Origin of the sequence: Frankia sp. CpI1-P, assembly GCF_001421075.1 — a bacterium.
Taxonomy (GTDB): domain Bacteria; phylum Actinomycetota; class Actinomycetes; order Frankiales; family Frankiaceae; genus Frankia; species Frankia torreyi.
This window is the reverse complement of the sequence record NZ_LJJX01000056.1, coordinates 15,865-41,454: the sequence shown is the minus strand read 5'-3', so window position 1 is coordinate 41,454 and position 25,590 is coordinate 15,865. Positions and strand designations below refer to the sequence as shown.

Annotated in this window: 17 protein-coding genes and 11 pseudogenes; 8 read left to right on the top strand and 20 right to left on the bottom strand. The window is 74.1% G+C overall.

Features of this window, described 5'->3' with window-relative positions:
- The 7 genes and pseudogenes from FF86_RS57965 to eutB form a co-directional block, all read right to left on the bottom strand.
- The coding region (locus FF86_RS57965; RefSeq protein ID WP_242419636.1) for an NACHT domain-containing protein at nucleotides 1–629 on the bottom strand (629 nt) is incomplete at its 3' end.
- 455 nt (nucleotides 630–1,084) lie between these two features.
- Nucleotides 1,085–1,694 (bottom strand): annotated as a pseudogene (locus FF86_RS68390) (hypothetical protein); the annotation flags it as partial.
- Nucleotides 1,694–2,001 (bottom strand): annotated as a pseudogene (locus FF86_RS68385) (toll/interleukin-1 receptor domain-containing protein); the annotation flags it as partial. The pseudogenes FF86_RS68385 and FF86_RS68390, both read right to left, overlap by 1 nt.
- A gap of 1 nt (nucleotide 2,002) precedes the next feature.
- Nucleotides 2,003–2,140, bottom strand: a pseudogene (locus FF86_RS68380) (toll/interleukin-1 receptor domain-containing protein); the annotation flags it as partial.
- Between the two features lie 206 nt (nucleotides 2,141–2,346).
- A pseudogene (locus FF86_RS26020) lies at nucleotides 2,347–2,955 on the bottom strand (ethanolamine ammonia-lyase light chain EutC); the annotation flags it as partial.
- A gap of 1 nt (nucleotide 2,956) precedes the next feature.
- Nucleotides 2,957–3,220: ethanolamine ammonia-lyase light chain EutC (locus FF86_RS57960; protein WP_242419635.1), on the bottom strand; the 264-nt coding region annotated here is incomplete at its 3' end.
- A complete protein-coding gene (gene eutB, locus FF86_RS26015) occupies nucleotides 3,217–4,659 on the bottom strand; it encodes an ethanolamine ammonia-lyase subunit EutB (protein ID WP_044887761.1) in 1,443 nt (480 codons plus the stop codon). The genes eutB and FF86_RS57960, both read right to left, overlap by 4 nt.
- Nucleotides 4,660–4,944: 285 nt before the next feature.
- On the opposite strand from eutB, the gene FF86_RS26010 reads away from it, so the two are divergent.
- The 3 genes and pseudogenes from FF86_RS26010 to fabG form a co-directional block, all read left to right on the top strand.
- Complete coding sequence (locus tag FF86_RS26010) at nucleotides 4,945–6,162, top strand: phosphotransferase enzyme family protein (protein WP_044887739.1); 1,218 nt, start codon at nucleotides 4,945–4,947, stop codon at nucleotides 6,160–6,162.
- A 147-nt stretch (nucleotides 6,163–6,309) separates the two neighbouring features.
- Nucleotides 6,310–6,419 (top strand): annotated as a pseudogene (locus FF86_RS57955) (SDR family NAD(P)-dependent oxidoreductase); the annotation flags it as partial.
- 1 nt (nucleotide 6,420) lies between these two features.
- Nucleotides 6,421–7,092: 3-oxoacyl-ACP reductase FabG (fabG, locus tag FF86_RS26005; RefSeq protein WP_242419634.1), on the top strand; the 672-nt coding region annotated here is incomplete at its 5' end.
- A gap of 31 nt (nucleotides 7,093–7,123) precedes the next feature.
- Here fabG and FF86_RS26000 read toward each other — a convergent pair.
- The 3 genes and pseudogenes from FF86_RS26000 to FF86_RS57950 form a co-directional block, all read right to left on the bottom strand.
- Nucleotides 7,124–7,639 (bottom strand): YbaK/EbsC family protein, encoded by a 516-nt coding sequence (locus FF86_RS26000; protein ID WP_044887762.1) that lies wholly within the window; start codon nucleotides 7,637–7,639, stop codon nucleotides 7,124–7,126.
- A gap of 86 nt (nucleotides 7,640–7,725) precedes the next feature.
- Nucleotides 7,726–8,432: pseudogene (locus tag FF86_RS68375) on the bottom strand (helix-turn-helix transcriptional regulator); the annotation flags it as partial.
- 1 nt (nucleotide 8,433) lies between these two features.
- Nucleotides 8,434–8,943, bottom strand: a 510-nt coding sequence (locus FF86_RS57950; protein WP_242419633.1) for a YafY family protein, incomplete at its 3' end; no start/stop codon positions are given.
- Nucleotides 8,944–9,122: 179 nt separating this feature from the next.
- Here FF86_RS57950 and FF86_RS25990 point away from each other — a divergent pair.
- Together FF86_RS25990 and FF86_RS32560 are read left to right on the top strand one after the other, a co-directional pair.
- Nucleotides 9,123–9,701 carry a TIGR03086 family metal-binding protein gene (locus FF86_RS25990; RefSeq protein WP_044887741.1) on the top strand — a complete coding sequence of 193 codons (579 nt, stop codon included), beginning with the start codon at nucleotides 9,123–9,125 and terminating at the stop codon, nucleotides 9,699–9,701.
- Between the two features lie 270 nt (nucleotides 9,702–9,971).
- Nucleotides 9,972–10,310 (top strand): hypothetical protein, encoded by a 339-nt coding sequence (locus tag FF86_RS32560; protein WP_082122230.1) that lies wholly within the window; start codon nucleotides 9,972–9,974, stop codon nucleotides 10,308–10,310.
- Nucleotides 10,311–10,490: 180 nt separating this feature from the next.
- Here the strand turns inward: FF86_RS32560 and FF86_RS25985 are convergent, their stop codons facing one another.
- Complete coding sequence (locus FF86_RS25985) at nucleotides 10,491–11,765, bottom strand: ABC transporter substrate-binding protein (RefSeq protein ID WP_044887742.1); 1,275 nt, start codon at nucleotides 11,763–11,765, stop codon at nucleotides 10,491–10,493.
- 653 nt (nucleotides 11,766–12,418) lie between these two features.
- A complete protein-coding gene (locus tag FF86_RS25980) occupies nucleotides 12,419–13,297 on the bottom strand; it encodes a DMT family transporter (protein WP_063870502.1) in 879 nt (292 codons plus the stop codon).
- A 106-nt stretch (nucleotides 13,298–13,403) separates the two neighbouring features.
- Between FF86_RS25980 and FF86_RS25975 the strand changes: the two genes are divergently transcribed.
- On the top strand, nucleotides 13,404–14,804 hold the full coding sequence (locus FF86_RS25975; RefSeq protein ID WP_242419632.1) for a PLP-dependent aminotransferase family protein: 1,401 nt from the start codon (nucleotides 13,404–13,406) through the stop codon (nucleotides 14,802–14,804).
- A 1,094-nt stretch (nucleotides 14,805–15,898) separates the two neighbouring features.
- Entirely contained in the window at nucleotides 15,899–17,401 is a 1,503-nt protein-coding gene (locus FF86_RS57945) for a diguanylate cyclase domain-containing protein (RefSeq protein ID WP_313954384.1), read from the top strand.
- Nucleotides 17,402–18,115: 714 nt separating this feature from the next.
- Here the strand turns inward: FF86_RS57945 and FF86_RS57940 are convergent.
- From FF86_RS57940 to FF86_RS57920, 7 genes and pseudogenes are all read right to left on the bottom strand, one after another.
- On the bottom strand, nucleotides 18,116–19,598 hold a 1,483-nt coding region (locus tag FF86_RS57940), incomplete at its 3' end, for an FtsX-like permease family protein (protein WP_313954383.1).
- Nucleotides 19,599–19,900: 302 nt separating this feature from the next.
- Nucleotides 19,901–20,503 (bottom strand): annotated as a pseudogene (locus FF86_RS25960) (ABC transporter ATP-binding protein); the annotation flags it as partial.
- A gap of 1 nt (nucleotide 20,504) precedes the next feature.
- Nucleotides 20,505–20,632: pseudogene (locus FF86_RS57935) on the bottom strand (ABC transporter ATP-binding protein); the annotation flags it as partial.
- A pseudogene (locus FF86_RS25955) lies at nucleotides 20,629–21,139 on the bottom strand (PadR family transcriptional regulator); the annotation flags it as partial. The pseudogenes FF86_RS25955 and FF86_RS57935, both read right to left, overlap by 4 nt.
- Before the next feature lies 1 nt (nucleotide 21,140).
- Nucleotides 21,141–21,237 (bottom strand): annotated as a pseudogene (locus tag FF86_RS57930) (PadR family transcriptional regulator); the annotation flags it as partial.
- A gap of 212 nt (nucleotides 21,238–21,449) precedes the next feature.
- A pseudogene (locus tag FF86_RS57925) lies at nucleotides 21,450–21,829 on the bottom strand (enoyl-CoA hydratase/isomerase family protein); the annotation flags it as partial.
- 1 nt (nucleotide 21,830) lies between these two features.
- Nucleotides 21,831–22,232: enoyl-CoA hydratase/isomerase family protein (locus tag FF86_RS57920; protein WP_242419631.1), on the bottom strand; the 402-nt coding region annotated here is incomplete at its 3' end.
- Nucleotides 22,233–22,637: 405 nt separating this feature from the next.
- On the opposite strand from FF86_RS57920, the gene FF86_RS25945 reads away from it, so the two are divergent.
- Nucleotides 22,638–23,522 carry a class I SAM-dependent methyltransferase gene (locus FF86_RS25945; RefSeq protein WP_199865819.1) on the top strand — a complete coding sequence of 295 codons (885 nt, stop codon included), beginning with the start codon at nucleotides 22,638–22,640 and terminating at the stop codon, nucleotides 23,520–23,522.
- A gap of 59 nt (nucleotides 23,523–23,581) precedes the next feature.
- On the opposite strand, the gene FF86_RS25940 is transcribed toward FF86_RS25945, so the two are convergent.
- A complete protein-coding gene (locus FF86_RS25940) occupies nucleotides 23,582–24,790 on the bottom strand; it encodes an HAF repeat-containing protein (RefSeq protein ID WP_044887749.1) in 1,209 nt (402 codons plus the stop codon).
- Nucleotides 24,791–25,590 lie beyond the last annotated feature (800 nt).

Genomic DNA, 25,590 nt, shown 5'->3' with positions numbered 1-25,590 from the left:
CCGGGCTCGTTCGCCGAGAGATACGCGCGTACCTGATCCTCGCCGAACGGCAGCATCAACAGGGCCAGATAATCGGCGCCATCCGGACCGTCGCGGTGCTGGCCATTGAAGTGTGTGGTCTCGTGCCGGACGGACCGGAAGTAGTGGGTCCGGCAGGACAGCAGCAGCCGGCTCGGCCGGGCTCCCCGCCGGTCGGCCGTCCGAGACTGCCAGGTGTCCTCAGTGGCGCGCCACAACATCCGGGTGAACATCTGGCCGGCGTGCGGCTCCAGGTGCACCAGCACCTCATCGAGTCCATCGAAGATCAGCACGCAGCCGCCTTCGGCCACCATGTCCAGCACCTGCGCGGCCGACGGGCCGGCGCTGGCGCTGGCGCTGCCGGCGTCCAGCAGCGCCTGCACGATCCTCGTGAGACTGGCTCCCTCCCGTGCCACCGCTGGCGGCAGATCCCGCAGATCGAGCAGGATCGGCAGCGGCACCGCGGGGCCGTGCTGCCGGCGGCGGTCCAGCAGCGCCTCGGTAAACAGCTTGACGGTGGTGGTTTTGCCCATCCCGACGTCGCCGAGCAGCGTGCACAGGTGACGGGCGCCCGGCGACTCGTCGACCGCCCAGCTCAGCAGGCGGGCCACCGCCCTCGTCGGTTCGCCCAGGTGCCGCGGCATCGGGTCGCCGGGGCTTCCCGCGGCGAGCGAGGTCTCACCGGCCACGGGGGGCACTGGCGTCACGTCCAGGGGCCGCCGGCTCATCATCTTCCGGGCCCATGCCTCTCGGCCGGAGCGGTCCCAGGCATGGGTGCCGGTGCGGCCCGTTGCCGCCGGCTCGTAACGCGCCCACGCCGGCGCTTCGGCACTGGGCCATGGCTCCTGCCTGGCCGGAAGGGGTTCCCGAAGGCGGTCGTCGACCATCGCCAGGACCGTCGTGACGAAATGCAGCCGGGCGACGCGATCCCGGCACTGGCTGAACGGTCGGTCGGCACACAGTGCGGCGTTCCCGGTGACGGACGCTCGCGGAACGACGCCCTCCAGGGCGAATCGGAGCGGCCGACGAGCGGTCGCGCCCCGCGGGGCATACCTCCGGGCGGCGNCGCTGTCGAGCTCCACCACCACGTCGGCCGCCTCGCGCAGCCGTTGCCGCTCAGCCCCGACGTTGACGCCGAGCGGGATGTCGAGTGGGCTGGTGACTCTGTAGCCGGGGAGCGCGGCGACCTGCTCGGTCAGCAGCTCTATGAACAGCCGTTCCCGCCTGCGGAGCGCCTTGGACGCCTGCGGAGCCGTCTCTACGTGGACGACCGGTTGGAGCACCTCGGATACCGACGCCGCCACCGGCTCGTCGCCGGTTCGTCGCCTCGCCTCTCGCTGGGAACGCTCGGCCAACTCCTCGCCGGTGACGTCGGCGCCCTCGAACCAGCAGAACCGGTCGGCCGGCGGAGCCTTACGTCGGTCGCTGACCAGCCGCAGGTCTACCCCGGCTGCGGACGCCGCCTCGTCGAGGGCGGCCCGGAACTTGCGGAAGGTGTCCTGCGCCTTCACATCACCGCCGCCGGGTGTGGCGACGTCCAACGCCTGCGGCATCGGGATTCGCCCGTCGTCGCCGATCAGGTCGGCCAACGCCCGCAGCCGAGCCAACTGCCGGGGCGTGAGATCGTCGGCGAGTCGATCCAGGTGCCGCAGCACCGCCCGACCGGGCAGCCGCATCAGGCTGCGTCGCTCAGCACGCGACGCCGGATCTCGGTCGCTAGATCCAATGCGAACCTCTCCCGGCTCGGTCCGCGGGTCTCGGTGAAGCAGCGCCCCTTGGAGGTGAAGATGTGCCGGGTGTCGACCCCGTGCAGGTCCCACGAGCCGTCGATCGGGACCCGCTTCAACATCACCGGCAGGACCTTGTCGACGTCCGGTCCGAGCAGCCGGGGGAGCTCCACGTCCAGGATGAAGCGGCTGGCGAAGAAGCCGGGGCTCAGTAACAGCAGCCCGTAGTCGCACTTGGCGAGTTGGTCGAGCGTCTNCCGACGCCAGTCCTCACCGATCTGCAGGTGCGAGTCCTCCCACCATTCGGCCCGCACCCCGGCCAGGCCATCGAGGTGTAGCTGGCCGAGCAGCGCCTGCTTGGCGTCGGCGTCGCTGTGGCACCAGCTCAGGAACATCGAGACCTGGACCCGCTCGCCCATCGAACCGCCCCCGTTCGCATTTTTCCGGATGGCTTCACGATAGGGCGTGATCACATCACTCGATCTTCCGGGGTACCCGCGATCGCGGTTCAGTGGCAGACGTCCAGCCCTCATGGCGCGCTGCGCATCACAGCCGTCTCAGGTGCTGGAGGTTGGATCCGCTTCGGGCGGCGCGGTGGTGNGGAGGGTCCGTATGGCGGTCGGTTCCTTGATCGAGACGCCGCTGATGCCTAACGTGCGCATCGCATCGATCAGGCCGGTGATGCGCTCAACCGCCTTCGCCGGCGGGAGGCCGCGGCGGTGGATGTTGGACAGGAGGTTGCGGTCGGCGTCGGTGTGGCCCGAGCGGGGGCGGTGGGCCAGGTAGGCGGAAAGGCTCTCGGCGGTGGCGAGGCCGGGGCGCTCGCCGATCAGCAGCACGATCACCGTGGGGCGCAGCAGGTCGCCGATGTCGTTCATGATGCCGACGCGGCACTGGCGCACCGCGAACGGCTGGCCGGTCGACCAGCCTGCCTCGGCCGCCGCGGTGAGCAGCGCGGGCAGCAGCGTCGGGACCTGGGCGTCCACCGCCGCCGCGGACAGGCCGTCGCCGATCACGACCTGGAGATCCGCGCCGGGCGGACAGCGGGCGGCGACCTGCGCGCGCCCCTCGTCGGACAGCCGCCGGCCCAGGTCCGGCCGGCGCAGGTACTGGGCGCGGTCGGCGGCGGCCGATCCCACGGCGAACAGGCCGTACCGCTCGGTCGTCGTGGTCAGCGCGGGGCCGGTGAGGTCCAGTTCGGCGTCGACGGNGTCGCGGGCCGCGGCGTGATCGGCCCGCAGTGCCAGCAGGTTCGCCGTTCGGTAAGACGTACCGGTCCGGCCGACGAACACTCGCGCCGGCGTCACTGCCCGGACCCGCTCGGCCAGCGCCGCGAGATCCACCGGCACCACCGTCGACGCCTCGGGTTCCCGGCCCGGCCTGGTCCGGTCGGGGGATGCGGTGCCGGCAGGTGGGATGGCGTCGGCCGGCGTGACGGAGGCGGGGTCGGGGTCGGGGGCGTGGCCGGGGGTCATCGGGTCGGGCCCGAGGGGACGGCGGGTGGAGTGGGGAGGGTGGCGAGGGCGCCGTCGAGACCGGCGGTGAGCAGGGCGGCCACGGGGCCGGTGGGGTCGGCGAGGTGGCCGTCGACAAGCAGGCCGCGGTCGGTGAGCCAGGCGGTGAACTCCGGCGTCGCCTGCAGGTTGAACAGCTCCCGCATGCCGGCGGCGTCGTGGTAGCTCGTCGACTGGTAGCCGAGCATGACGTCGTCGGCGCTCGGGACGCCCATCACGAACGTGCAGCCGGCCGCGACGAGCAGGACGAGCAGGTCGTCGTTGGTGTTCTGGTCGGCGTCGACGTGGTTGGTGTAGCAGACGTCGCAGCCCATCGGCAGGCCCAGCAGCTTGCCGACGAAATGGTCCTCCAGGCCGGCGCGGGTGATCTGGCGGGCGTCGGCGAGGTACTCCGGGCCGATGAAACCGACCACCGAGTTGACGAGGAACGGGTCGAACGCCCGCGCCACCCCGTGCGCCCGTGCCTCGCAGGTGAGCTGGTCGACGCCGTGGTGGGCGTCGGCGGACAGCGCGCTGCCCTGCCCGGTCTCGAAGTACATGACCTGCTCGCCGACGAAGTCGCCCGGCCGGTCCTGGCGATGGTGCGCGAGCACGGTCTCGCGGCCCTCGGCGAGCAGGTCCAGGGTGATCCCGAAGCTCCTGTTCGCCGCCTCCGTGCCGGCGACCGACTGGAACAGCAGGTCGACGGGGGCCCCCGCGGCCAGCGCGGCTAGCTGGGTGGTGAGGTGCGCGAGCACGCACGTCTGCGTCGGCAGCGCCAACGCGTCGACCAGAGCGCCGAGGCCGCGCAGGATCGTCCCGACCTGCTCGACCGACTCGCGCGCCGGGTTCACGCCGAGCACGGCGTCGCCGCAGCCGTGTAGCAGGCCGTCGAGCACCGACAGCAGGATGCCCTCCAGGTCGTCGGCGGGATGGTTCGGCTGCACCCGCACGCCGAGGACGCCCGCCTCGCCGATCGTGTTGCGGCAGCGGGTGACCGTCCGCAGCGGCTTCGCCGCGCAGATCAGGTCCTTGTCGCTCATGATCTTCGCGGTAGCGGCGGCGATCTCGGGGGTGATCGCGCGGGCCAGGCCGTCATCGCGCCAGCGCGCCGGGAACGACGGCGACAGCACGAGCTCGCGGAACTCACCCACGGTGAGCGAGACCAGCGGGGCGAACAACGCGGGGTCGTGGCCGCGCAGGATCAGGTCGGTGACCGCGTCGTCGATCAGCGGCGCGGCGATGATCTCGCCGAGCGTGACGTCGGCGAGCGCGAGCTTCGCCGCGACCCGCTCGCGCGCCGACCCGGCGGCGATTCCGGCGAGCTCGTCGCCGGACTTCATCTCGTTCGCCTTCGCGAACAGGGTCGCCAGATCGGCGAACACATGCCGCTCGCCGCGCAACGTCGCCCGGTAGGCCAACGCGGCCACCTCCCGTCCCCGGCGCTGCCCGCTCGCCGACGCACTCCGCTCGCCGACGCACTCTGAGGCTCGCCGACGCACTCTGAGGCTCGCCGACGCACTCTGAGGCTCGCCGACGCATGTCGCTCGCCGGCACACTCGCTCGCGTAACGGTACGTATCTTTGCCCGGACGGACGATCGAGCCGTATTACGGTGCTCCCCGTGCCGGAGGACTGGAACAGGAACGCGGGCGCCGCTGCGCCCGGCGCGGCGGGGGCAGCGCAGGCGGGTCGGTGGGCGGTGCGATGAGCGCAACCTCGGTGGAGGGGCTCATCGGGCTGGACGAGACCGTCGACGAGGTGCTTGCCGCCTACGATCTTGGCCCGGCGCCGAAGGCCACCCTGCTACACATCTCGGAGAACATCACCTACCGGGTGGACGACTTCGCCGGCGGGCGTCGCTGGGCGCTGCGCCTGCACCGCCCCGGCTACCACAGCCTCGCCGAGATCCACGGCGAGCTCGCCTGGGTGAGCGCCCTGCGCGGCGACGGGGTCGTGCGGACCCCGCCCGTCGTCCCGACCCGCACCGGCGCCTCCGTGGCGACCGCGACCGCCCGACCACAGGGCACCCCGAGTGATGGCGCGGGCGGTGGCGCAGGTGGTGGTGCGGGTGGTGGAGGCGACGCAGACGGCGGCGCCGAGCGGCATGCCGTGCTGTTCGAATGGGTTGACGGCCGCTCGCCCGAGGCGCTGGAACCGGCCGCGCTGCGAGGGGCGTTCACCCAGCTCGGCGATATCACCGCGCGGCTGCATCGGCACGCCCGAAGCTGGGCCCGCCCACCGTCGTTCGCCCGCTTCGCCTGGACGTGGGAGAGCACCCTCGGCCCCGCCGCCCGGTGGGGGAGCTGGACGTCCGGCCTGCATACCGCGTTGGGCGAGGCCGTCGTCATCGGCGCGGATGCAGCAGCGGGCGTGGACGATCCGGGATCGCGGGGTGCCGCCGTGCTGGGATCGCGGGGTGCCGCCGCGCGCGAGGCGGTGGAACTGCTGGGCCGGGCCGCCACCGTCGCCGAGGGACGGCTGTCGGCCTTCGGCAGGGGGCCGGACCGGTTCGGGCTCATCCACGCGGACATGCGCATGGCGAACCTCCTCGTCCCCGACGGCGCCGGAACCATCGCCGCGGCGGGCGCGGCGAAGGCGGACGAAGTCTGCGTCATCGACTTCGACGACTGCGGCTTCGGGTGGTACCTGTGGGATCTCGCGGCGTCGCTGTCGTTCATCGAGCACCTCGACTCCGCTGGTGATCTCGTCGCCGCGTGGCTCGCCGCCTACCAGCGGCGGCTGCCGCTGACCGCCGCGGACGTCGCGATGATCCCGACCTTCGTGCTGCTGCGTCGGTTGCTGCTCGTCGCGTGGCTCGGCACCCACCCGCATTCCGACGCGGTGCCCAGCATCCCGGCGTACGCCCGCGAGAGCTGCGATCTCGCCGAGGCCTACCTGACCGGGCGCCTGCTCGCCGGCTGACTGCGGCCGGGCCTGATGGTGCGCTGGCGCCGACGGCGAGCCGGACCGGACGAGGAGTCGGGACGGAGGGTAAGTCGGGCCGCTTGAACGTCCCGCCCGCCGGGGACTATGCGGACATCACCCCGCATCGACGAAAGGACGTGCCACATGTTCACCTCGGTCGCGGGTCGGACCGTTGTGGTCACCGGCGGGAGCAAGGGGATCGGCAAGGGCATCGCCAGGGTTTTCGCGACGGCGGGGGCGAACGTCGTGCTCAGNGGCCGGGACGTCGTCGCCGCGGCCACCACGGCCCAGGAGCTCGACGAGCTCGGCGAGGGCACCGTCAGCTTCGTGCTCGCCGACGCGGCCAGCGCCGAGGACAACGCGCGGCTGGCCCGGACCGTCGCCGAGCGGCACGGCGGGGTGGACGTCGTCTGCGCCAACGCCGGGATCTTCCCGTCCGCGCCGCTGGCGACGATGACGGAGGCCGACATCGACGAGGTGCTGGGGACGAACGTCAAGGGCGCCATCCTCACCGTGCAGGCGTTCCTACCGGCGCTGGTCGCCTCCGGCCGCGGCCGGGTGATTCTCACCTCGTCGATCACCGGGCCGATCACCGGCTATCCCGGCTGGTCGCACTACGGGGCGTCCAAGGCGGCGATCCTCGGGTTTATGCGCACCGCCGCGGTGGAGCTCGCCCGGGATCGGGTCACCGTGAACGCGGTGCTCCCGGGCAACGTCCGCACCGAGGGGCTCGACGAGCTGGGCGCGGACTATCTGAACTCGATGGAGGCCGCGATCCCGATGCGCCGGCTCGGCGAGGTCGACGAGATCGGTCACGCGGCGCTGTTCCTCGCCTCGGACGAGGCCTCCTACATCACCGGGCAGGCGCTGGTGGTCGACGGCGGGCAGATCCTGCCCGAGTCGCCGGCCGCCCTGCAGATGTCGTGAACGCCGCCCGCGCCGCCGCCGGCGGCGGCTCTCAGGCCGTCACGGACAGCGGGGTGCCACCGGTGACCCGGACGAGCTCCTCGTAGGTCGTCGGGAAGACGGTGTGCGGGGTGCCCGCGGCGGCCCAGATCCGGGGATGGTCCGCGAGCGTCACGTCGACGACGGTGCGCAGCGGTGCCGGATGACCCAACGGGGCGACCCCGCCGATGGCCTGTCCGGTCGCCTCCCGCACCTGGGCGGCGCTGGCCCGGGACAGGGCTGCCACCCCGAGCCGGGCGGCCAGCGCGCCGGTGTCGACGCGGTGGCCGCCGCTGGTCAGCACCAGCACCGGCCGCGCGGCCTCCGTGACGAACACCAGGCTGTTGGCGATCGCGCCCACCTCGCAGCCGACCGCCGCGGCCGCTTCCGCCGCCGTCCGCGCCGAGTCGGGCAGCTCGCGGATAGCCCGCGCGGACTGCTCCGCCCCGGCCGCGTGCAGCGCTTCGGCGACCAGACGGCTGCGCGGCGGCAGCCCGGCGAAATCGGGTCCGCCCTGGCTTGGGGCCATGCCGGCCGGACCGGTCTCGGTGCCGGCCCCGGTCTCGGTGCTGGCCGGGGTCTTGGTGCCGGTCTGAGCCTCGGTGCCGGTCTGGGTCACGGTGTGGTCTCCTGACGATCGTCGGCTTCGAGGTTCGGTGCCGTGTCGGAGTTCGGTGCCGTCCGCGGAGCCGGGTGCGAGTATCGCGCGAGCAGTTCGGTTGCGATGCGCCGTAGGTGCGCGGCGACGCCGTCGGGTTGGCCGGGCGGCTCGTCGACGATGACCCGCGCGCCGAACCCGGCGAGGTCGGCCGCGGCGACGGCCGCGCTCGGGAACGAGGCGCACAGCGCCGTCCAGCCGGCGGTGCCGCCCACGGCGCCAAGCGGGTCGGCCGAGTCGACCGGGTTGGCCGAGTCGACCGGGTTGGCCGAGTCGACCGGGTTGGCCGAGTCGACCGGGACAAGCTCGGTGCCGGCGGCGGTGCTCTCACCGGTGGCGGTGCTCTCACCGGTGGGGGACGACCCGGCCGGCGGTTCGATGCGGCCGCGGGCGCTGAGCACGCCGAGCAGGATCGGGACGATCGCGGGGTCGGCGCGCAACCGGACCCGGTAGGCCCACATCCGTTCCTCGACCGCGCGGCGCGACTGTGCCCACAGGGCCGGCAGGTCGAGGTCGGCGGGCCGGTCCGCGGGCTCGTCGAGTTCGGCGACCGACTCGATGCGGGAGACCCGCAGGGTGCGCGGGCCGGCGTCCGTCCCGGCGACGAGGTACCAGACGTCGCCCTTCTGCACCAGGCCGTAGGGGTCGACGTCCCGGTCGCGGGNGGGCGTGCCGGCCGCGCGGTCGGACCGGCCGGCGTAGCGGACTCGGGCGCGGCGGCCCGCCCGCAGGATGCCGGCCAGCGTCGCGAGCTGGGCGGGCGGTGTCACTGCGGGGCCACCCCAGCGGCCCGGGTCGACGAGCAGGGTGGCGGTGACGGCCTCGGCGTCCGGGCGGGTCGCCGCCGGCAGGGCCGCCAGCAGCTTGCGCAGCGCCGAGTCCACCGCGGGCTCCAGCCCGAGCCCGGGACGCGCCGCCGGACCCGCGACCAGGAACAGTCCGTGCGCCTCGTCGGCGGTGAGCCCCGACAGGTCGCTGCGCCAGCCGTGGACCAGCCGCCACCCACCGCCGTGTCCCCGCTCGGAGTACAGCGGCACCCCGAGTTCGCCGAGGACGTCGAGGTCCCGGCGGACCGTCCGATCGCTGACGCCGAGCCGCCCGGCGATCTGCGCGGCGGTGAGCCGCTCGTGCGCCTGCAGCAGCATGATGATGGCGATCAGCCGACTCGCTCGCACCCGATCACCGTAGGCCGGCCGCGGTGCGCGGCATCGGGCCGGTGCCGGTGCCGGTGCCGGGCTGGTCTGGCGGGGTGGCCCGCGGCCGTGAACAGGACAGCGTGAACAGGACAGGAGGTGACCTGTTCGGTGGCTACCGTCGCCTTCGATCACGCCGCGACGACCGAAGGAGCACCCGCATGAACCCGCTGGATGACCCGCGCCCGCTGCTCGACCGCGCCCTCGACCAGGCGGGGCGGCTCGTCGCCGCCGTCGAGCCGGACCAGATCGCGCTACCGACCCCCTGTTCCGAGTTCGACGTCACCACCCTGGTCGGGCACCTGTTCACCGTGGTCGCGCGGATCGCGGTCGCGGGTCGGGGTGGCGACCCCCGGGAGCTGCCTCTGGTGACAACCGGGGTGCCGTTGGACGGCTGGGCGGAGCGCTACGCGAAGTCCGCCGCCGACCTGCGCGCGGTCTGGTCCGACGACACCCTGCTCGACCGGCCGCTGCAGTTGCCCTGGGCGGTGCTGCCCGGCCGGGTCGCCGCGGCGGCCTACACCCAGGAGCTGACGATGCACGCCTGGGATCTGGCGGTCGCGACGGGCCGCACCGGCGAGCTCGATCCCGAACTCGCCGTCATCTCGCTGGAGATCGCCCGGCGGGCCGTACCGATCGAGGGGCGCGAGGAGATGCCCTTCGGCCCGGTGGTCGAGGTGCCTGCCGACGCGGACGCCTACCGCCGGCTGGCCGGCCACCTCGGTCGTGCCGTGTCCTGACGTGCCGTGTCCTGACGAGCCGCCCCGCGCGGACGGGGCAACACAGGAAAAACCGCCCTTTCCCGATTTCGGATGTGCCGATCCAGGCGCAGGGCACAAGCAGGGTTTCAAACGCCGGACAACGCGGTTCACGTAGTGACGACGACGTGGCGTACCGACGGTTGTGCGGAGCGTGGCGAGGGTATTCAGCAGGCGCGCCGGGGAGAGCTTCCCGACGGGAGATCCGAACGGTCGGGGTGTCGTGACGGCGCATCTGCCGAAGGGATGGCCATGAAAATCATCAAGCGTTGCAGATCTCTGGTCCTGGCTGTCGTCCTTGCCTTCGCCGCATTCCTGGTGGCCGCGCCCGCCGGCGCGGCCACGCCGTCACCGGCAGGCCCAAGTCCGGCCGCCACCACACCCGCGCCGCCGCCTCCGAAGGCGGTGGAAAAGCCGCACGAAGGCCCCAAGGAACACAAGGGGCAGCACCGTATCTTCCACCCCGGATACTGGGAACCCGGATACTGGATTCCCGGTTACTGGTGGCACCACCACTACTTCCCCAAGGTCTGGCATCCCAAGGAATGGCACCCCGGCTTCTACTACTGGGGTACGTGGCCGACCGCATGACCGGTGGCTGCCCGACCTGCTGACCGCGGGGTGATGCCGCGGCGCGCCGGGTTCCCGCCGTCGGCCTGACCTGAGGGCGGCGGCGGGAACCCGGCCGTTCGCGCGGGCGTGGTCACCCGGCCCGCGGGGTCATCGGGCTCGTGCGGTCATCGGGATCGCAGGGTCATCGGGCTCGCGGGGTCACCCGGCCCGCAGGATCCGCCCGCAGCGCGGCTTGCCGGGCACCGGGACGAACTTCTTACCGTCCTGGGTGACCTGGACGTAGTCGTAGCAGGGCGCGATGTTGGCCACGCCCTTGCTCAGGTTGATCGGCGCCGGCAGCAGCCCGTCGGCGTCGAAGCGGGTCTGGCTGCGCAGGCCGGCGAGCACGCCCGCGCGGGTCGGGCAGGCGCCGGCGGCGGTGATCCCGCGCAGCAGCAGGTCGGCGCTGATCCAGCCGATCAGCGCCGTGCCGTCCGGCAGCGCGGCGGCCTGCGGGGCGTAGGCGGCCATCGCGGCGAGGAACCGCCGGTGCGCCGGGGTGCTGACCTCGAACGGCGTGTAGTCGAGGAACGCGTACGCCCCCGCTGCGGAGTCCCCGAACCGGGCGAGCTGGCTGCGGTCGTAGCTGGTCGGGTTGCCGAGGATCGCCTTGAGGTCGACGCCGGCGTCCTGCACCGCGGCGACGATCTGGTAGAAGTTCGGCGCCGGGACGAAGGCGATGAGGCTGTCGGCGCCGGAGTCCCGGACCTCGTCGGCGAACCGGTCGGCGTCGAAGGGCCCGCTGGGCACCTGCAGGTTGTCCGCGACCTTCAGGCCGGCGGCGAGCACGCTCCTGCGGGCGGCGTCGGCCATCGACCGGGTGGCCGAGGACAGCTCGAGGGAGACCGTGACCGCGCGGTGCGCGCCTCGGTTGGCGAGGAACTCGCCCCAGCCGCTGGAGGTGGGTTCCTCCACCGTCGGCCGGGAGTAGCTGAACACGTTCGAGCGGAGCACCACCGACGGATCGGTGATCTGCCCGTCGACAACGGGCACCCCGGCGGACTCCAGCAGGTGCGCCGATCCGGAGGCCGCCACGCTGAACTGGAGGAGGCCGAGCGCCTTGTCGCGCTGCGCCAGGGCGCGTCCGCCGACGGCGTTCAGTTCGGGGGCCGCCTCGTCGTCCTCGATGCTGTAGGAGAGCCGGCGGCCGTAGATCCCGCCCTTCGCGTTCTGCTCGCCGAGGCGGGCGTCCACGCCCGCCCGGAACAGCGCGCTGGGGTCGCCGTCGTACGGCGAGCCGGAGTACAGTAGGCCGAGGCTGATCTTGCCACGGTCGACGCCCGCCGTCGGCGCGCACGGGTCCGCCCCACCGTGTCGGGCCTGGCTCAGGATGTCCCCGCCGTTCCCACCGCCCCCGCTACACGCGGTCACGCCGACGACGATGCTGGCGACCGCGGCACCCGCCGCGACGAATGAACGCAGGCTTCTTCTCATTCCCTACCATCTCTGTGCCTTTGTGCGGCGGACCGACCCTTTCGGGCCCCAGTGCCGGCCCATGGGTGGCGGTCGGACCGGTGCCCGGTCAATGCCGGCGGCCGGGCCAGGAGCAGCACAAGGTATAGGGCAGCACAAAGACGGATTCGTCGTGTTCTGATTCCGGTCGCCGGTGCTACGCCTTTCGGGGTGTAGCTCGCGGCGCGGTGCGGCGTCGGGATGGTCCGGCCCGCGGGCGGTGGGCGCCTCGGCCGGGTGAATGCGTGATGCGTCTCATCAATCGGTGATGGCCGCCGCCCCGGTCGGTGCCATCGGCCCGGCCGAAATACCGGTGTGGGGGTGCGGTGATGCCGATCCGTCCTGCGGACACATGCTGTGTCCCGGGCCCCGGAGATGCGCGGATGCGCGCGGAGGCCGCTGTGACGGCCGCATTCCGGGTGCCGAGTCGGCCTGATTGGCCGCGGGTAAACATTCCTGCATATCGGCTGGCGGCTCGGGCGGCAAATGCGCCCCCACCCTCGGTGGGCACCGCGGACCGGGCGGCGCCCACCGGCTGTTCGGCGGGCGCGCCGCGGCGGCCTGGCGCGCCGCCCTCGGTCCCGTTCCGCACCGAAGCAGGTGACCCGGGTCATGCCCGCGGGGAGCCCCGTCGATCATGCCCGGCGGGGAACTCCGTCGGGCTGGTGCGGGCGTAGAGGAGCCCGGCGGCCGAGGACGACCGAGGCGATGACGATCACCGCCGTCCCGACGCCGAGCGGTGTCAGCGGTTCACCGAGCAGCAGCGCCGCCCAGATCAGCGTCAGCACCGGTTGGGCGAGCTGGAGCCGCCCGACCCGCGCCACCCCGCCGAGGGCGAGCCCCCGGTACCAGACGACGAAGCCGAGGAACATGCTCACCACGCTGACGTAACCCAGACCAGCCGCAGCGCCGGCTGTCACCTGGCGCGGCGGATGCACGGTGAGGCCGATCGCGGTCAGCGGCACCGTGACCGGCAGCGCCGCCAGCAGCGCCCAGCAGATCACCGCCGCGCCGTCGAAGCGCCGCGAGAGCACCCCGCCCGCGGCATAACCGAGGCCGACGAGCGCCACCGCGGCGAGCACCAGCAGGTCGGCCAGCCGCGGCCGGCCCGCACCCTGGACCGCCGCGAAGGCCAGCACCGCGGCGAGCCCGACGCCCAGGGCCGCCCAGTAGGGCGGGGTCGGCCGCTCCCCGGCCAGCACCACCGCGAAGCCGGCCGTCGCCGCCGGCGCCAGGCCCACCACGACGGCGGCGTGCGCGACCGGGACGTCCGCGAGCGCCCACGAGGTCAGCAGTGGGAACCCGACGACCACGGTCGCTGCGATGACGATCGTCGCGCCCCGCCCGTCCGGGGGGCGCAGGGGCAGGCCACGGCGGCGCAGCAGGGCCGCCGCGAGGCCGGCGGCCAGCACGGCGCGCCCGGCGCCGACGGTGAGCGCCCCGAAGGCGGGCTCCGCGGCCCGGGTCGCGACCAGCGTGAGGCTGAACGCCACCACCCCCGCGGCGCCCGACACCAGCCCCCGCGCTTCCCCGCTCCCGACGAATGCGCTTTCCTTAGCTTTCATGTACGAGGATATCGGCGGAAGCGCTGACGGGTCAGCGGCCGGGCCGGGCAGCCGTGTGGGAGAGCCGGGCCGCGGGGGAGGGCAGGCGGGGATCGTCGACGAGCTGACCGCGCTGTGTGCCCGCCTGCCCGCGGGCTCGGCGTTGCCGAGCACCCGGGAGCTCCAGCGCCGGCACCGGGCGAGCGCGCTGACCGTGCAGCGGGCCCTCGCGGCGGTCGCCGCCCGCGGGCTGCTTGTCACCACGCCCGGTCGCGGCAGCGTCGTCGCCGAGCCGCCGGCGTCGCGGTCGACCGACCTGAGCTGGCAGACCGCCGTGCTCGGAGCCCGCGACGACCTGCCGCACGACATGACAGACCTCTACTCGCCCGTCCCCGACGGCGTGCTCGACCTCGCCTCGGCCTACCTGGATCCGGCGGCCCAGCCGGTGGGCCTGCTCGCGGCGGCGGCCGCCCGCGCCGCGCGCCGGCCCGGCGCCTGGGATCGCACCCCGGTCGCCGGCCTGCCCGACCTGCGCGGGCTGATCGCCGGCCTGGTCAGTCCCTCCCACACCGCATCCGACGTGCTCGTCACCAGCGGCGGGCAGGCGGCGCTCGCGCTGGTCTTCCGTGCTCTCGGTCGGCCCGGCGAGGCCCTCGCGGTCGAGCACACCACCTACCCGGGGGCGCTGGCCGCCGCGCGGGCCGCCGGGCTCGTCCCGGTCCCGGTGCCGGCGGACGCCGCCGGGGTGCGCCCGGACGATCTTGCCGACGTTCTCGGCCGCAGCGGGGCCCGCCTGGTCTACCTCCAACCACGGCACGCCAACCCCACCGGGGCGGTGCTCGCCCCGGACCGCCGGCCGGCGGTGCTCGCCGCCCTGCGGGACCACCGGGCGTTCTGCGTCGAGGACGACTGGGTGGCGCCGCTGGATCTCACCGCGGTCAGCCCGCCCCCGCTGGCCGCCGCCGACCTGGACGGCCACGTCGTGCACGTGCTGTCGCTGTCGAAGAGCGTGTCGCCGGGCCTGCGGATCGCGGCGGTCACCGCCCGCGGCCCGGTCGCGGCCCGGCTGGCCCGGGTGCGGATCACCGACGACCTGTTCGTCGCCCCGGTGCTCCAGCAGACCGCGGTGGAGCTGCTCAGCACCCCGGGCTGGCGCCGGCACCTGGCGTCGCTGCGCCGGGTGCTGCTGGCCCGCCGGGCGGCGTTGCTCGCCGCGATCGCGCGGGCCCTGCCCGCCTGCGACCCGCCGCAGCCGCCCAGCGGAGGTGTGCACGTCTGGCTGCCGCTGCCGCCCGGCGCCGACGATCGGCTCGTCACCGCGGCCGCCCGGCGGGCGGGCGTCGCCGTCGGCCCCGGCAGCGCCTACACCGTGGGCGAAGCCGTCGCCCCGCACCTGCGCCTGACCTACAGCCGCACCCCGGGCGAGGGTCTCGTCGCCGCGGTCGACCGGCTCGCCGCGGTGCTGCGCGACGGGTGAGGTCCGGGCCCCGGGAGCGCCGTGGTCCCGCCTGGTTGTCCAGGCCGGACCCCGGACCGGGGGTCACGCTCAGCAGCGGTCGGGGTGGTTCGGTCGGATCTGGGCCGCCGGACGGGCATAGGTATCGGGGGGCCGAGGGGCGGACCGCCGCGGTGACGCCGCGCTCGGCCGGGTTGGACGGTGACGTTCAGATGGGGGATGAAGCGCGCGCGCCCGCGCGGGCCCGCCCGCCCGGATTCGGGGGGCCACCCGTCGCCCGGTGGTGGCGGCGGACGGCGCTGGGTGTCGCCGTGGTCGCCGTCGCGGTGGCGCTGGCCACGCTGACGCTGCCCGCCCGGGCAGCGTTGATCATGGTGCGGGCCGCCGCGCTGGCATCGACGACGTCCGGCACGTTGGCCTGCTTCGTGACCGCAGCCCGGAGCGAGGGCGCGGAACGCACCTGGCGCGTGCTCGTCGGCGTGATGGTGCTGGCGCTGTCGGGCACGGCGCTCGCCTCGCTGCACGACGTCGTCCATGGCGGACAACCCGTGCCGCACATCACCCTGCCCATGCTGGCGCTGCTGGTGCCGTGGCTGTGTGGCCTGGCCGGAGTGCTGCGCTACCCGACCGATCCGTTCGACTCGCTCGCGCGCGGGACCGCTCGGCAGCGGCGCTGGTACCTGATCACGGTGCTCGACAGCGTCATCGTGACCGGTGCCGTCGCGTTGCTCGCCTGGGTGACGGTGCTGGAGAACGGCATCAAGGAGGGCGATCATCCCGTCTACGACATCCTGCCCGCCCTCGTCGTGACCGCCGCCGCGCTTGTCACCGCCGTGACGATCATCCTGATCGCCACGTTCCGCCGGCCGCGGTCCCTGCTCGGCCTCAGCCTGCTGGGCTCGGGGCTGATGGTCTTCGCACTGGCCATCATGATCTACCTGTACGCGACGACCCGGGACCTCGCCGACCTTCCGCGCATCCTGGACCTGGGCTTCGTGACCGGCCCGCTGCTGGTGGGCCTCGCCGCGCTGTTGCCGCCGGCGCAGCCGCCCCTCGCCGTCGTCCNGGCGGCGCAGTGGACCGCCACGCAGTACCGGCGGCGCTGGTGGCACGTCATGCTGCCCTACCTGCCGCTGCTCGTCGCGGGCGCCGTCGCGGTCGTGCGGGTGGTGGGGACCGATCTGGCCGGGCAGGAGGAGATCTGGGCGTTGCTGTGCCTGCTCGTGCTGGCCCTCCTCCGGCAGATGACGACGATGGCCGACAACGTGCGGCTGCTGGAGCGGTTGGAGGACAACCAGGGGGAGCTGCGCCGGCTGGCCTTCCACGATCCGCTGACGGGCCTGGCCAACCGGGCGCTGTTCGCCGACCGGCTCGACCAGACCCTGGCCCGCTATGCCCGGGTGCCGCACCCGGTCGCCGTGGTCTTCTGCGATCTCGACGACTTCAAGCAGGTCAACGACGCGCTCGGGCACGCGGCCGGCGACGAGCTGCTGCGCGTCACCGCCCGCCGGCTCACCGCGACCGTTCGGGCCACCGACACCGTGGCCCGCTTCGGCGGGGACGAGTTCGCCATCCTGCTCGAATCCGCCCCGGCGGGCGACGCCGAGGACCCGGTGGTGATCGGGCACCGGCTCGCGGAGGCGGTCCGCCTTCCGGTCCGGCTCGCCGACACCACCTACGCCGTCGCAGCCAGTTTCGGGCTCGTCGTCGTCGGCCCCGCCGACACCGCGATCACCGCCGAGACCCTGCTGCATCGCGCGGACCTGGCGATGTACTCGGCCAAGTCCGGCAAGAGCGGACTTCTCACGGTGTACGACGCCGACCTCGGCGCGCCGGACACGATCCCCGCCCTGCAGGCCGCCCTCGCCGCGGCCGCCCGCGACGACCCGAGCGGCGGCCGGCTCGGCGTCTGCCTGCGGCCCGTCGTGGACCTGGCGACCGACGAGGTGCCCGCCTACCAGGCCCGGTTGGAATGGCACCACCCCCGGCTGGGCGTGTTCCGTCCGCAGCGGCTGGCCGTCCTGGGCGACACGGCCGGTGTCGGGCCGGCCCTCGACCGGTTCCTGCTGCGCCACGCCCTGGCGTGGGTCGCCCGCCGGACGCCGTCCGGTGCGCGACCGGCAGCGGTGCACGTGCCGCTGCTCGCCGAGCGGGCCAGCCACGAGGGTCTGCCGGCGGAGATCTCCTCGGCGTTGGCCGACGCGGGGCTGCCGGCCGGTGCGCTCGTCCTCGACATCCGCGGAACGAGCCGGGACCGCGACCCCGACACCACCGCTGAGGTCCTCACCCGGCTGCACCGCGCGGGCGTGCGGATCTCCCTGGCCGAGGTCGGCTCGGCGGACACCACCGTGGACAGCCTGCGGCTGCTGCCCGTCGACATGATCACCCTGCACCCCGCCTACACGGCGCTGTGGGTCGACCGGTCGACCCCGGACCGGCTGCGCATCCTCACCGACGCCTTCCTCGCCACCGTGATCGACCTGGGGATCGAGGTGATCGCCGACGGTGTCGACACCAGGTCGACGGCACGCCGCCTGCTCGAACGCGGCTGCCACCTCGCCACCGGCGACATCGTCGACAACCGTTCCCCGCCACCCGCGACCGCCGCCCGTGCGTGAACCGGACCGCCCGGCGCAGGTCGGGTCGGGCCGGGTCGGTCCGGGTCGGGCCGGGTCACTGCGGCATCCGGCGCGCGATCGATGCCGGTTCCCGGCCGGCGAGTAGCCAGCCGGCGGCCGTGGCCGCCGACGGGACTCCGACGAGGAAGATCAGCGGGTAGATCGCCGGCACGTGGCCGAAGGCCGCCAGATCGCTCCGATACACCGCGACCAGGCCAAGACCGGCGCCGAAGGTGCCAAGCAGCACGCCGAGCAGGGCGAGCCCGCCCGCCGTGGCCGCGGTCAGGGTCCGCCTGATCCCGGCGTCCGCCCCGGTGGCCGTCAGGGTGCGCAGATCGGCGGCGCCTTCGCTGCGGATCAGGCCGACGGTCATGGCCAGGACCGCGAGCGCGAGGACCAACCCGCCCGCCGTGGCGCTCGCCCGGACCGTCTGCACGGCGGCCTGGCCGTCCCGGGATTCGATGGTCAGGCCGGCCCGGGCGGCGATGCGGCGGGCCGCGGCCACCTGCGGGCCGGTGAGGTGCTGCCCGGACTCGATGAGCCAGCCGGCCCGGACCGGCACCAGCTGGCGGCGGGCCAGTCCGCCGACGGTCAGCAGCGTGTCCGGGAGCGAGGTGTACCGGGGTCCGGGAACCCGGACGGTGGGGGGATGCTCCAGGTCGCGGGTCCTGGTCGGCGCGAACATGACCAGACTCCGCGCTTGGCCGGTGACCNCGTCGACCGACCTGGGGATCGCGGCCGGATCGGCGCCGGCGAGCCGCAGGAGTGCCGGACTGGCGACGTAGGCCGGGGCCATCGCGAACTCGCTGTCGCCCCTGGCGCTGCCGAGTTCCTGGGCGTGCCGGACGGGTTGACCGGTCGTGGGGCTGAGCTCCGGTGGCGCCGCCGGGTCGTAGGCCAGGTCCAGCGGGAGCACCGTCGAGGCCGGGAGGGCGGCCGCCATCTCGCCGACCCGGTCGGCCAGTTCCCGCAGCCGGCTCGCGGAGCTGATCGGAACGAGCGCCGGCGGGTCGCCGGGCTGCGGGATGCGGACCAGCACCTGGCGATCGCTCAGGTTCCCGGTCGCCGGGGTCGCCTGGGCGGCTGTCGCGACGACGACGGCGGCGACCGGGATGGCCAGCGCCAGGCTGATCGCGGCCACCGCCGCGCCGGATCTCGCCGGGTGTCGGGCCAGGTCGCGCAGGGCCAGCCGGGCGGCGACGGGGGTCCGTGCGCCGGCTGCCGCGAGCAGCCTGATCGCGGGCGGGCCCGCGAACAGGATCGCCAGCGCCGTGGCCACCGTGCCCACGACGATCAGGATCGGGTTCCGCCGGTCGCTCGTCGCCAGGCAGCCCAACCCCACGGCCAGACCGACCGCGGCGAGCGCCGCCGGTCGGTGCGTGGATCTGGGCGCCGGCGGCCGGCCGGAGAGCGCGAGCGTGACCGGGAGGCGGGAGACGGCCCAGGCCGGCCACCAGGCCGCGGCGGCCGACATCGCCATCGCCAGCACCACGATCGCGGCGATCAGCGGCCAGGGAAGGTCGAACCGGTCGATCCGGTGCCCGATCGTGGGCTCCAGCCGGCCGGCGGCCAGAGGCCAGAACAGCAGCCCGACCGTGGCCCCGACCCCGGCCGCGACCGTGCCCACGAGCAGACCGGTGGCGGTGACCACGAGCCGTACCTGCCGGGCGGTGGCACCGATCGCGGCAAGCATGCCGAGCTGGCGGAGTCTGCGCCGGGCGAGGACGGCGAAGCCCGCGGCGGCGACGAACGCGACCAGCAGGAGCAGGACGGTGGTGGCGGCCAGGACCAGGGCGGTGATGACGACCTGGTCGGTGTTGCCCCCCTGCCCCAGCCGCTGGCTCACGGTGGTCAGCCGTGGGCCCTCGCGGCCGTGCCGGTCCCCGAACACCGACACCGACCGCGGCGGCGGCCCCCCGGCGGGCGCCACGAGGACGAAGTCGTCCGTCAGGTCGCTGGGGTTCTCGGCGATGCCGACGATCGTCCGGGGGTGGCCGTCGAGGGCGATCGAACCGCCGAGCCGCAGGCCGAGGAGCTTGGCGGTGCCGGTGGTGACCGCGGCCTCGGTCGCCCCGGACGGATACCGACCGCGATGGATGGCGAGCAGGTGCCCGGTGTGGGTTCCGCCGAGCGGCTGCGCCCGGTAGTCGACCGGCCGGGCGAGCCCCGGGGCCCGTTCCGGGGTGTGGCCGACCATGTCGACGGTCCCGTAGGCCCTGCGCAGCGCGGTGATGTCGGCGGTCATCGCCGGTGGGTCCTGCCCGTTGAGCACCCAGACGTCGCGGGCCGTGCCGAGGGTGGGATCGGCGGGCGGGGGTGCGTGGTAGAGGGCGGTGCCGCCGCAGACGGCCACGGCCACCGCCACGAGGAGCAGGAGGGTCACCAGTATCTGCGACCGCCACTCTCGGCGTAGCATCCGCCAGGCCCACCGCACCATCGCCCGGCGGGCGGGCAGCCCGCCCTCGGCGCGGGCCACCGGCCGTAGGGGTGCCGCGACCGTCATCGCGATGGCTCCGTGCCGGCGGCCAGGAGCGACTCCGGGCCGGCCGGCGGGCGGGACTGGTCCACCGCCACTCCGTCCCGGACGAACACCACGCGGTCCGCCCACGCGGCGAGCTGGGCGTCGTGGGTGGCCAGCACGGCGGCCGCCCCGCGCTTGCAGGCGTCGCGCAGCAGCCGCATGACGCTCTCGCCGGCCTGGGTGTCCAGCGCCCCGCTCGGCTCGTCGGCCAGTAGCAGCCGGCGTTCACCGACCAGGGCGCGGCCGATGGCGATCCGCTGGCGCTGCCCGCCCGAGAGCTCGTCCGGGTAGGCGCCAGCGCGATCCGCCAGTCCCAGTTCGTCCAGGGCCCGCCGCGCCGCCGCGGTCGCTGCCCTCGCCCTGACGCCGTCCAGCTCGAGCGGCAGCGAGATGTTCTCGGTGGCGGTGAGCCCGGGCAGCAGGTTGAAGTCCTGGAAGACGAAGCCGACGTGCCGGCGCCGCAGCCGGGCCCGGTCGGCCGCTGACATGCCCGCCAGGGGGGTGCCCTCGACCAGGACGTCGCCCGTCGTCGGCTGCTCCAGGCTGCCCGCGATGGTCAGCAGGGTGGATTTGCCCGATCCNCTGGGGCCCATGACCGCGACCATCTCCCCGGCGTTCACCGACAGATCGACGCCGGTCAGCGCGTGCACCGCGACCGCTCCCGAGCCGTACACCTTCGTCACGGCGCGCAGTTCGAGTACGGGTGTCATCGGCCGGCCCTCGCGCCCCGCCGCGTCCGGGTGGATGCCGGGGTGGGCGCCAGGGTGGATGCCGGCGTGGGTGCCGGGTCGGCGGCCGGCGGCGGTCGGTGACGCAGGCGGGCCTGTGCGGTGTCCAACCAGCGGACGAACGCCTCCAGCCGGAAGATCTCGGCGTCGGTGACCAGGAGCAGCCCCAGGTCGTCCTCGGCTGCGTCCTCCTTCAGGCGGGTGTAGCGGCTCATCGTCTCGATCAGGTGCCGCCGGTGCGTCTGGAGGAGCTGGATGACATCCACGCCGGGCAACCGCGTCGCCACCAGCACCTTGATGACCAGCTCGTCGCGGGGTGGCACGTCGGCGGCGGGCGGCGTGGCGAGCCAGGCCGCGAGCTCCGCGCCGCCCTCGGGAGTGATCCGGAAGCTCTTCTGCGGGCCAGGTTCCTCACCGTCGTCGGAGGCGACCAGGCCGTCGCGCTCCAGCCGCTGCATGGTCGTGTAGACCTGGCCGACATTGAGCGGCNAGACCTCGCCGGTGCGTGCCTCGAACTCCTGACGCAGTTGCAGTCCGTACTTCGGGCCCTCGCTCAGCAGGGCCAGCAGGGCATGTCGCACGCTCATGAGCACCCGTCCCGTCGGAGAATACCCAGTATCATACTCGGTATACATCCGCGCCTGGCAAGCCCGTCAACCGCGATGGCACCGCGGGTTCCGTCGGGCCCGGCACCCACTACCTCCGCCGGCCACGTCAGCCGGAGGACCTGTCGTGGAGACCGTGTTCGCCTGGCCCGGGCCGGGAGAATCCGCTGACTCTCCCGGCCCGGGGCGCGGGCTCAGCGGCCGGTGAAGCGGGGGTCGCGGCGCTCGGTGGTGGCCCGCACGCCCTCGGTGAAGTCGGTGGTGGCCCGCAGGATGGCCTGCTCGGACGCCTCGCGCGCGGTGGCGGCCTGGATCGCGGGCACGAGGTCCGCCCACATCGTCTGCCGGATGCTGCGCACCGCCAGGGGCGCGGCTGCGGCGATCTCGGCGGCGAACGCGATCGCCGCGTCGCGCAGCCCCTCCGCCGGAGCGAGGCGGTCGGCCAGGCCGATCTCGAACGCCTCCTGCCCGCCGACCCGGCGGCCGGTGTAGAGCAGGTCCAGCGCCTTCTGCCGGCCGACGACCGCCGGCAGCGTCACCGACAGGCCGAAGCCCTGGTGCAGGCCGAGCCGGGNGAAGTTCGCCACGAACCGGGTCTCGGGGCTCGCCACCCGGAAGTCCGCGGACACCGCGAGCCCCACCCCGCCGCCGATCGCGCTGCCCTGCACCGCCGCCACCACCGGGATCGGGGCGGTGAACAGGCGCAGCGCCGCCCGGTAGAGAGCCGGCGCCCCCTCCTCGGCCGAGACCGCCGCCGCCGTGCTGGTGCCGGCGAAGTCGGCGCCCGCGCAGAAGTGCTTGCCCTGCGCCGCGAGGACGATCGCGCGGACCTCGGACCCGGCCGCGAGCTTGTCGTAGGTGTCGGCGAGCTCCTCGATGAGGTGCACGTCGAAGTAGTTGTGCGGCGGCCGGCGGATCTCGACGACCGCGACGTGGTCGGGCCGGGTCTGGACGGCGACGTCGCCGGACTCGCTCATGCTGATCCTCCGTTGTGCTGGTCGGTGCCGGCGGTTGCCGGGGGCCAGACGCCCCGTCCGACATCCTGGCTGATCCGCCGGCCTGGGGCGCGCCGTACCGGCGGCGTCGAAACCGGGTGACCGTCGCCCCCGCCCGTCCGGCCGGGCTTATACCGCATCCGCCGCATTGCCGGGCGGTGACCGCTTCAATTCTGCCGGTTATGCGTATCGCTGGCGTGTCACCGGCCGATCACCAAGAATAGTTCCCGTCGGCTTCCGAGGATATTCAGTGGCCTCGGAGCCGAGTGCGGTGTGCCCTTCCTGGGTGCTCCGTGCTGTTTATCGGCGATCCACCTGGGGTTTCTTTCGTGGTGGGGTGGATCGGCCCGGTGGAATCCGTGAACCCGTGCCGGGGAAAGGAAGATCATGACTGTTGACGATCTCGACTCGCACACGCTGGTCGGGCGGCCGGCAAGCGCCGCGAACGCTGCGGCGCAGGCACCGGGCCAGCCCGCCCCGGACGGCCGAACCTGGGCCCGTGGGGACTACTCGGTGATCGCCCGCCTGCTCGTCGGTCTCGGCGGCGACCTGGTCCGGGCCGCGGGGGTCGCCCCCGTCAACCGGGTGCTCGACGTCGCCGCCGGCAGTGGCAACGCGGCCATCGCGGCCGCGGAGCTGGGCGCGGACGTGACCGCCTCCGACCTCACTCCCACGCTGATCGAGCGGGGCCGGCAGGCGGCGGCCGAGCGCGGCATCAGCCTGGAATGGCTGGAGGCGGACGCGGAGCTGCTGCCCTTCGCCGACGACGACTTCGACGTGGTGCTGTCCTGCATCGGCGCCATGTTCGCGCCCGACCAGGCGGCGACGGCGCGGGAGCTGGTGCGGGTGTGCCGCCCGGGCGGCACGGTGGCGTTGGCGAACTGGACCGCTGGCGGGGCGATGGGACGGCTGTTCGCGTTGCTGGAGCGGCACGCCCCCACCCGTGCGCAGGGTGCGCCGGCGCCGACCGAGTGGGGCGATCCGGACCACGTGCGCGCCCTGTTCGGTGATCGGGTCACCCGACTGGAAACGCACCGCCGCACCGCCCGCCTGGACTTCGCCGGCTCGCCGGCGGAATGGTGCGCGCTCTACCGGGCGTGTTTCGCCCCGGTGGTCGAGACCTACGAACGTCTCGGCACGGATCCGAAACTCCTCGCCGCGCTCGACGACGACCTGCTGCGATTCGCCGCCGGCGAGTATCTCGGCCCGCTCGGCGGTCCGGGCCGTTACGAGTTTGAATATCTCCTGGTGTTGGCCGAACCGGCTGCCTGACGGCGCTTTCCAGGCCTCCTCGGCCGGCTCCCCGGCTGACTCTTTGACCCGGTGTGGGTTCAGCGGCCGGGGGCGGGCCAGAACACCGCCTGCGGGACCGGAGAGCTCGCCGAGCGGGACGAGCCGACGATGATCCCGGTGGGGGTGACGGCCCACGCGTTGCCGTAGGAGCCGCCGAGGGTGGCGAGCTGGGTGAGCCGGCCGGCCTGCCAGCGGAACGCGCGCGTGGTGCCGTCGGCGGACGCCGTCACCGTGCCGCAGGCGACCCCCCGGTCGTTCAGGTCGACCGGTTCGACGGCGCCGCCGGCCACCCGCAGCGGGGTGCGGCGCCCGGCCTGCCAGAGGAAGGCGCCGTTCGTCGTCCCGTACGAGCTGACGAGCACCTGCCCGGCGTTGTTGATCGCCACTGCACTGGAGGTGGTGTCGCCGGGCAGGGTGCCGAGGTCGATCGCGCGGCCCCGGTCCCACAGCGCGGCGCGGCGGTGGCCATCCGCGGTCTCGCTGTGGCCGACGATCTGCCCGCGCTCGTTGACGGCGACGGCGGTGCTCGACGAGCCGCCAAGGGTGCCGAGGTCGTGGATGGCCCCCCCGAACCAGACGACGGCGTGCGACTGTCCGGCGGCGGTCGCGCTGGAGCCGACGATGTGGCCCGCGGCGTTCACGTCGACGGCTTCGCTCGACGGGCCGCCGAGGGTGCCGAGGTCCTGCGGCCGGGGGTCCCACCACAGGGCGGCGTGCTGCGCGCCGCTGTCGGTGCTGCTGTAACCGACGACGGCCCCGCTGCGGTTGACGGCGTTCGCGCTGCTGCGATAACCGCCGATGGTGTTGGTGCCGCCGAGGAACCCCAGACGCTGGTAGTTCCCGTTGAACCAACGGAACGCCTGGCGGTCGTAGTGGCTCACCACGTCGCCGACGACGACGCCGGCTTCGTTCACGGCCGCCGGATCGTTGCTGCCGTCGAGGAAATGCACGGTCCCGTCGCGCCAGATGCCGCCGATGGCGCTGTACGGGGAGTCGTCCCAGCTACCGGCGAGCAGCCCGGCGGCGTTCCCGGCCCTGAGCCGGCCCGCGCTGTAGGAATTGGGGCCGGGGACGAGCACCGGCGGCCGCCCGAGCGGGGAACGGGGTAGCGGCACCGCGGCCGGCGCGTTCCCGGTCGCGGCGTCGCCCGTTGCTGCCGCGACGGGCGTGACCGCGCCGAGTGCGAGTGGAGCGGTGGCGCCGGCCAGCGCGGCCAGGCGGATGAATGTCCTGCGGTCGTTCGGCATGCGGCCCGCCTTCTCAGTCCGCCCGACGGAGGACCTGGCGTTCTCCACCGCGCAACTACCCTTTGGAGTTGGATGGTGGCGCTAGGTTGTGATGTCGTCAATGAGCGACACGCCCCGTCGGCCGGCGGGACGGGCGGGACGGGGCGGGGCCGGCGGGACGGGCGGTGGTCAGCCGGGCGGGGGTCAGCCGGGACGGGCGGCGGTCAGCCGTGGAAGCAGGGCTCCGACCGCGAAGCAGGCGGCGGCCGAGATGATGGTCAGCGAGACGTCGACGGCGGTGGTGGGCGACAGCAGGCGGGTCGCGGAGAGGGCGAAGACGCCGAACAACCCGACCGCGCAGCCGGCGGGCAGGAACCGCAGCCCCCGCTGCCACCAGGTGGCCGGCGCGGCGTGCCGGCCGAGCGGGAGCAGCGCGACCGCCCACAGCAGCCCCATCAGGACCAGCAGGCCGAGTCCGAACAGTCCGTAGATGGACAGCAGCGAGCCGTGCACGCTCGCGGTTCCGGTCGCCTTCGCGACGGTGTGCAGATCGGTGTCCCGCAGCGCCACCTCGACTGGCATCAGCCCGGTGGCCCGCCCGTCCAGGTCCCGGATGTCGAGATCGACCGTCCAGTTCGCCGAGCCGCGGGCCGGCACCGTCGTGCGGACGCGGGTGTCGTAGTCGAAGAAGGTCAGGCCCAGCACGGCGCCGCTCAGCCGCNCCGAGTCGACGTCCACGTCCGACCGGCTCAGGTTCTGCACGCCGACCACCACTCGGGCTACCGCGCCGGCGTCGAGGACGAGATCGCCCCGACCGAGCG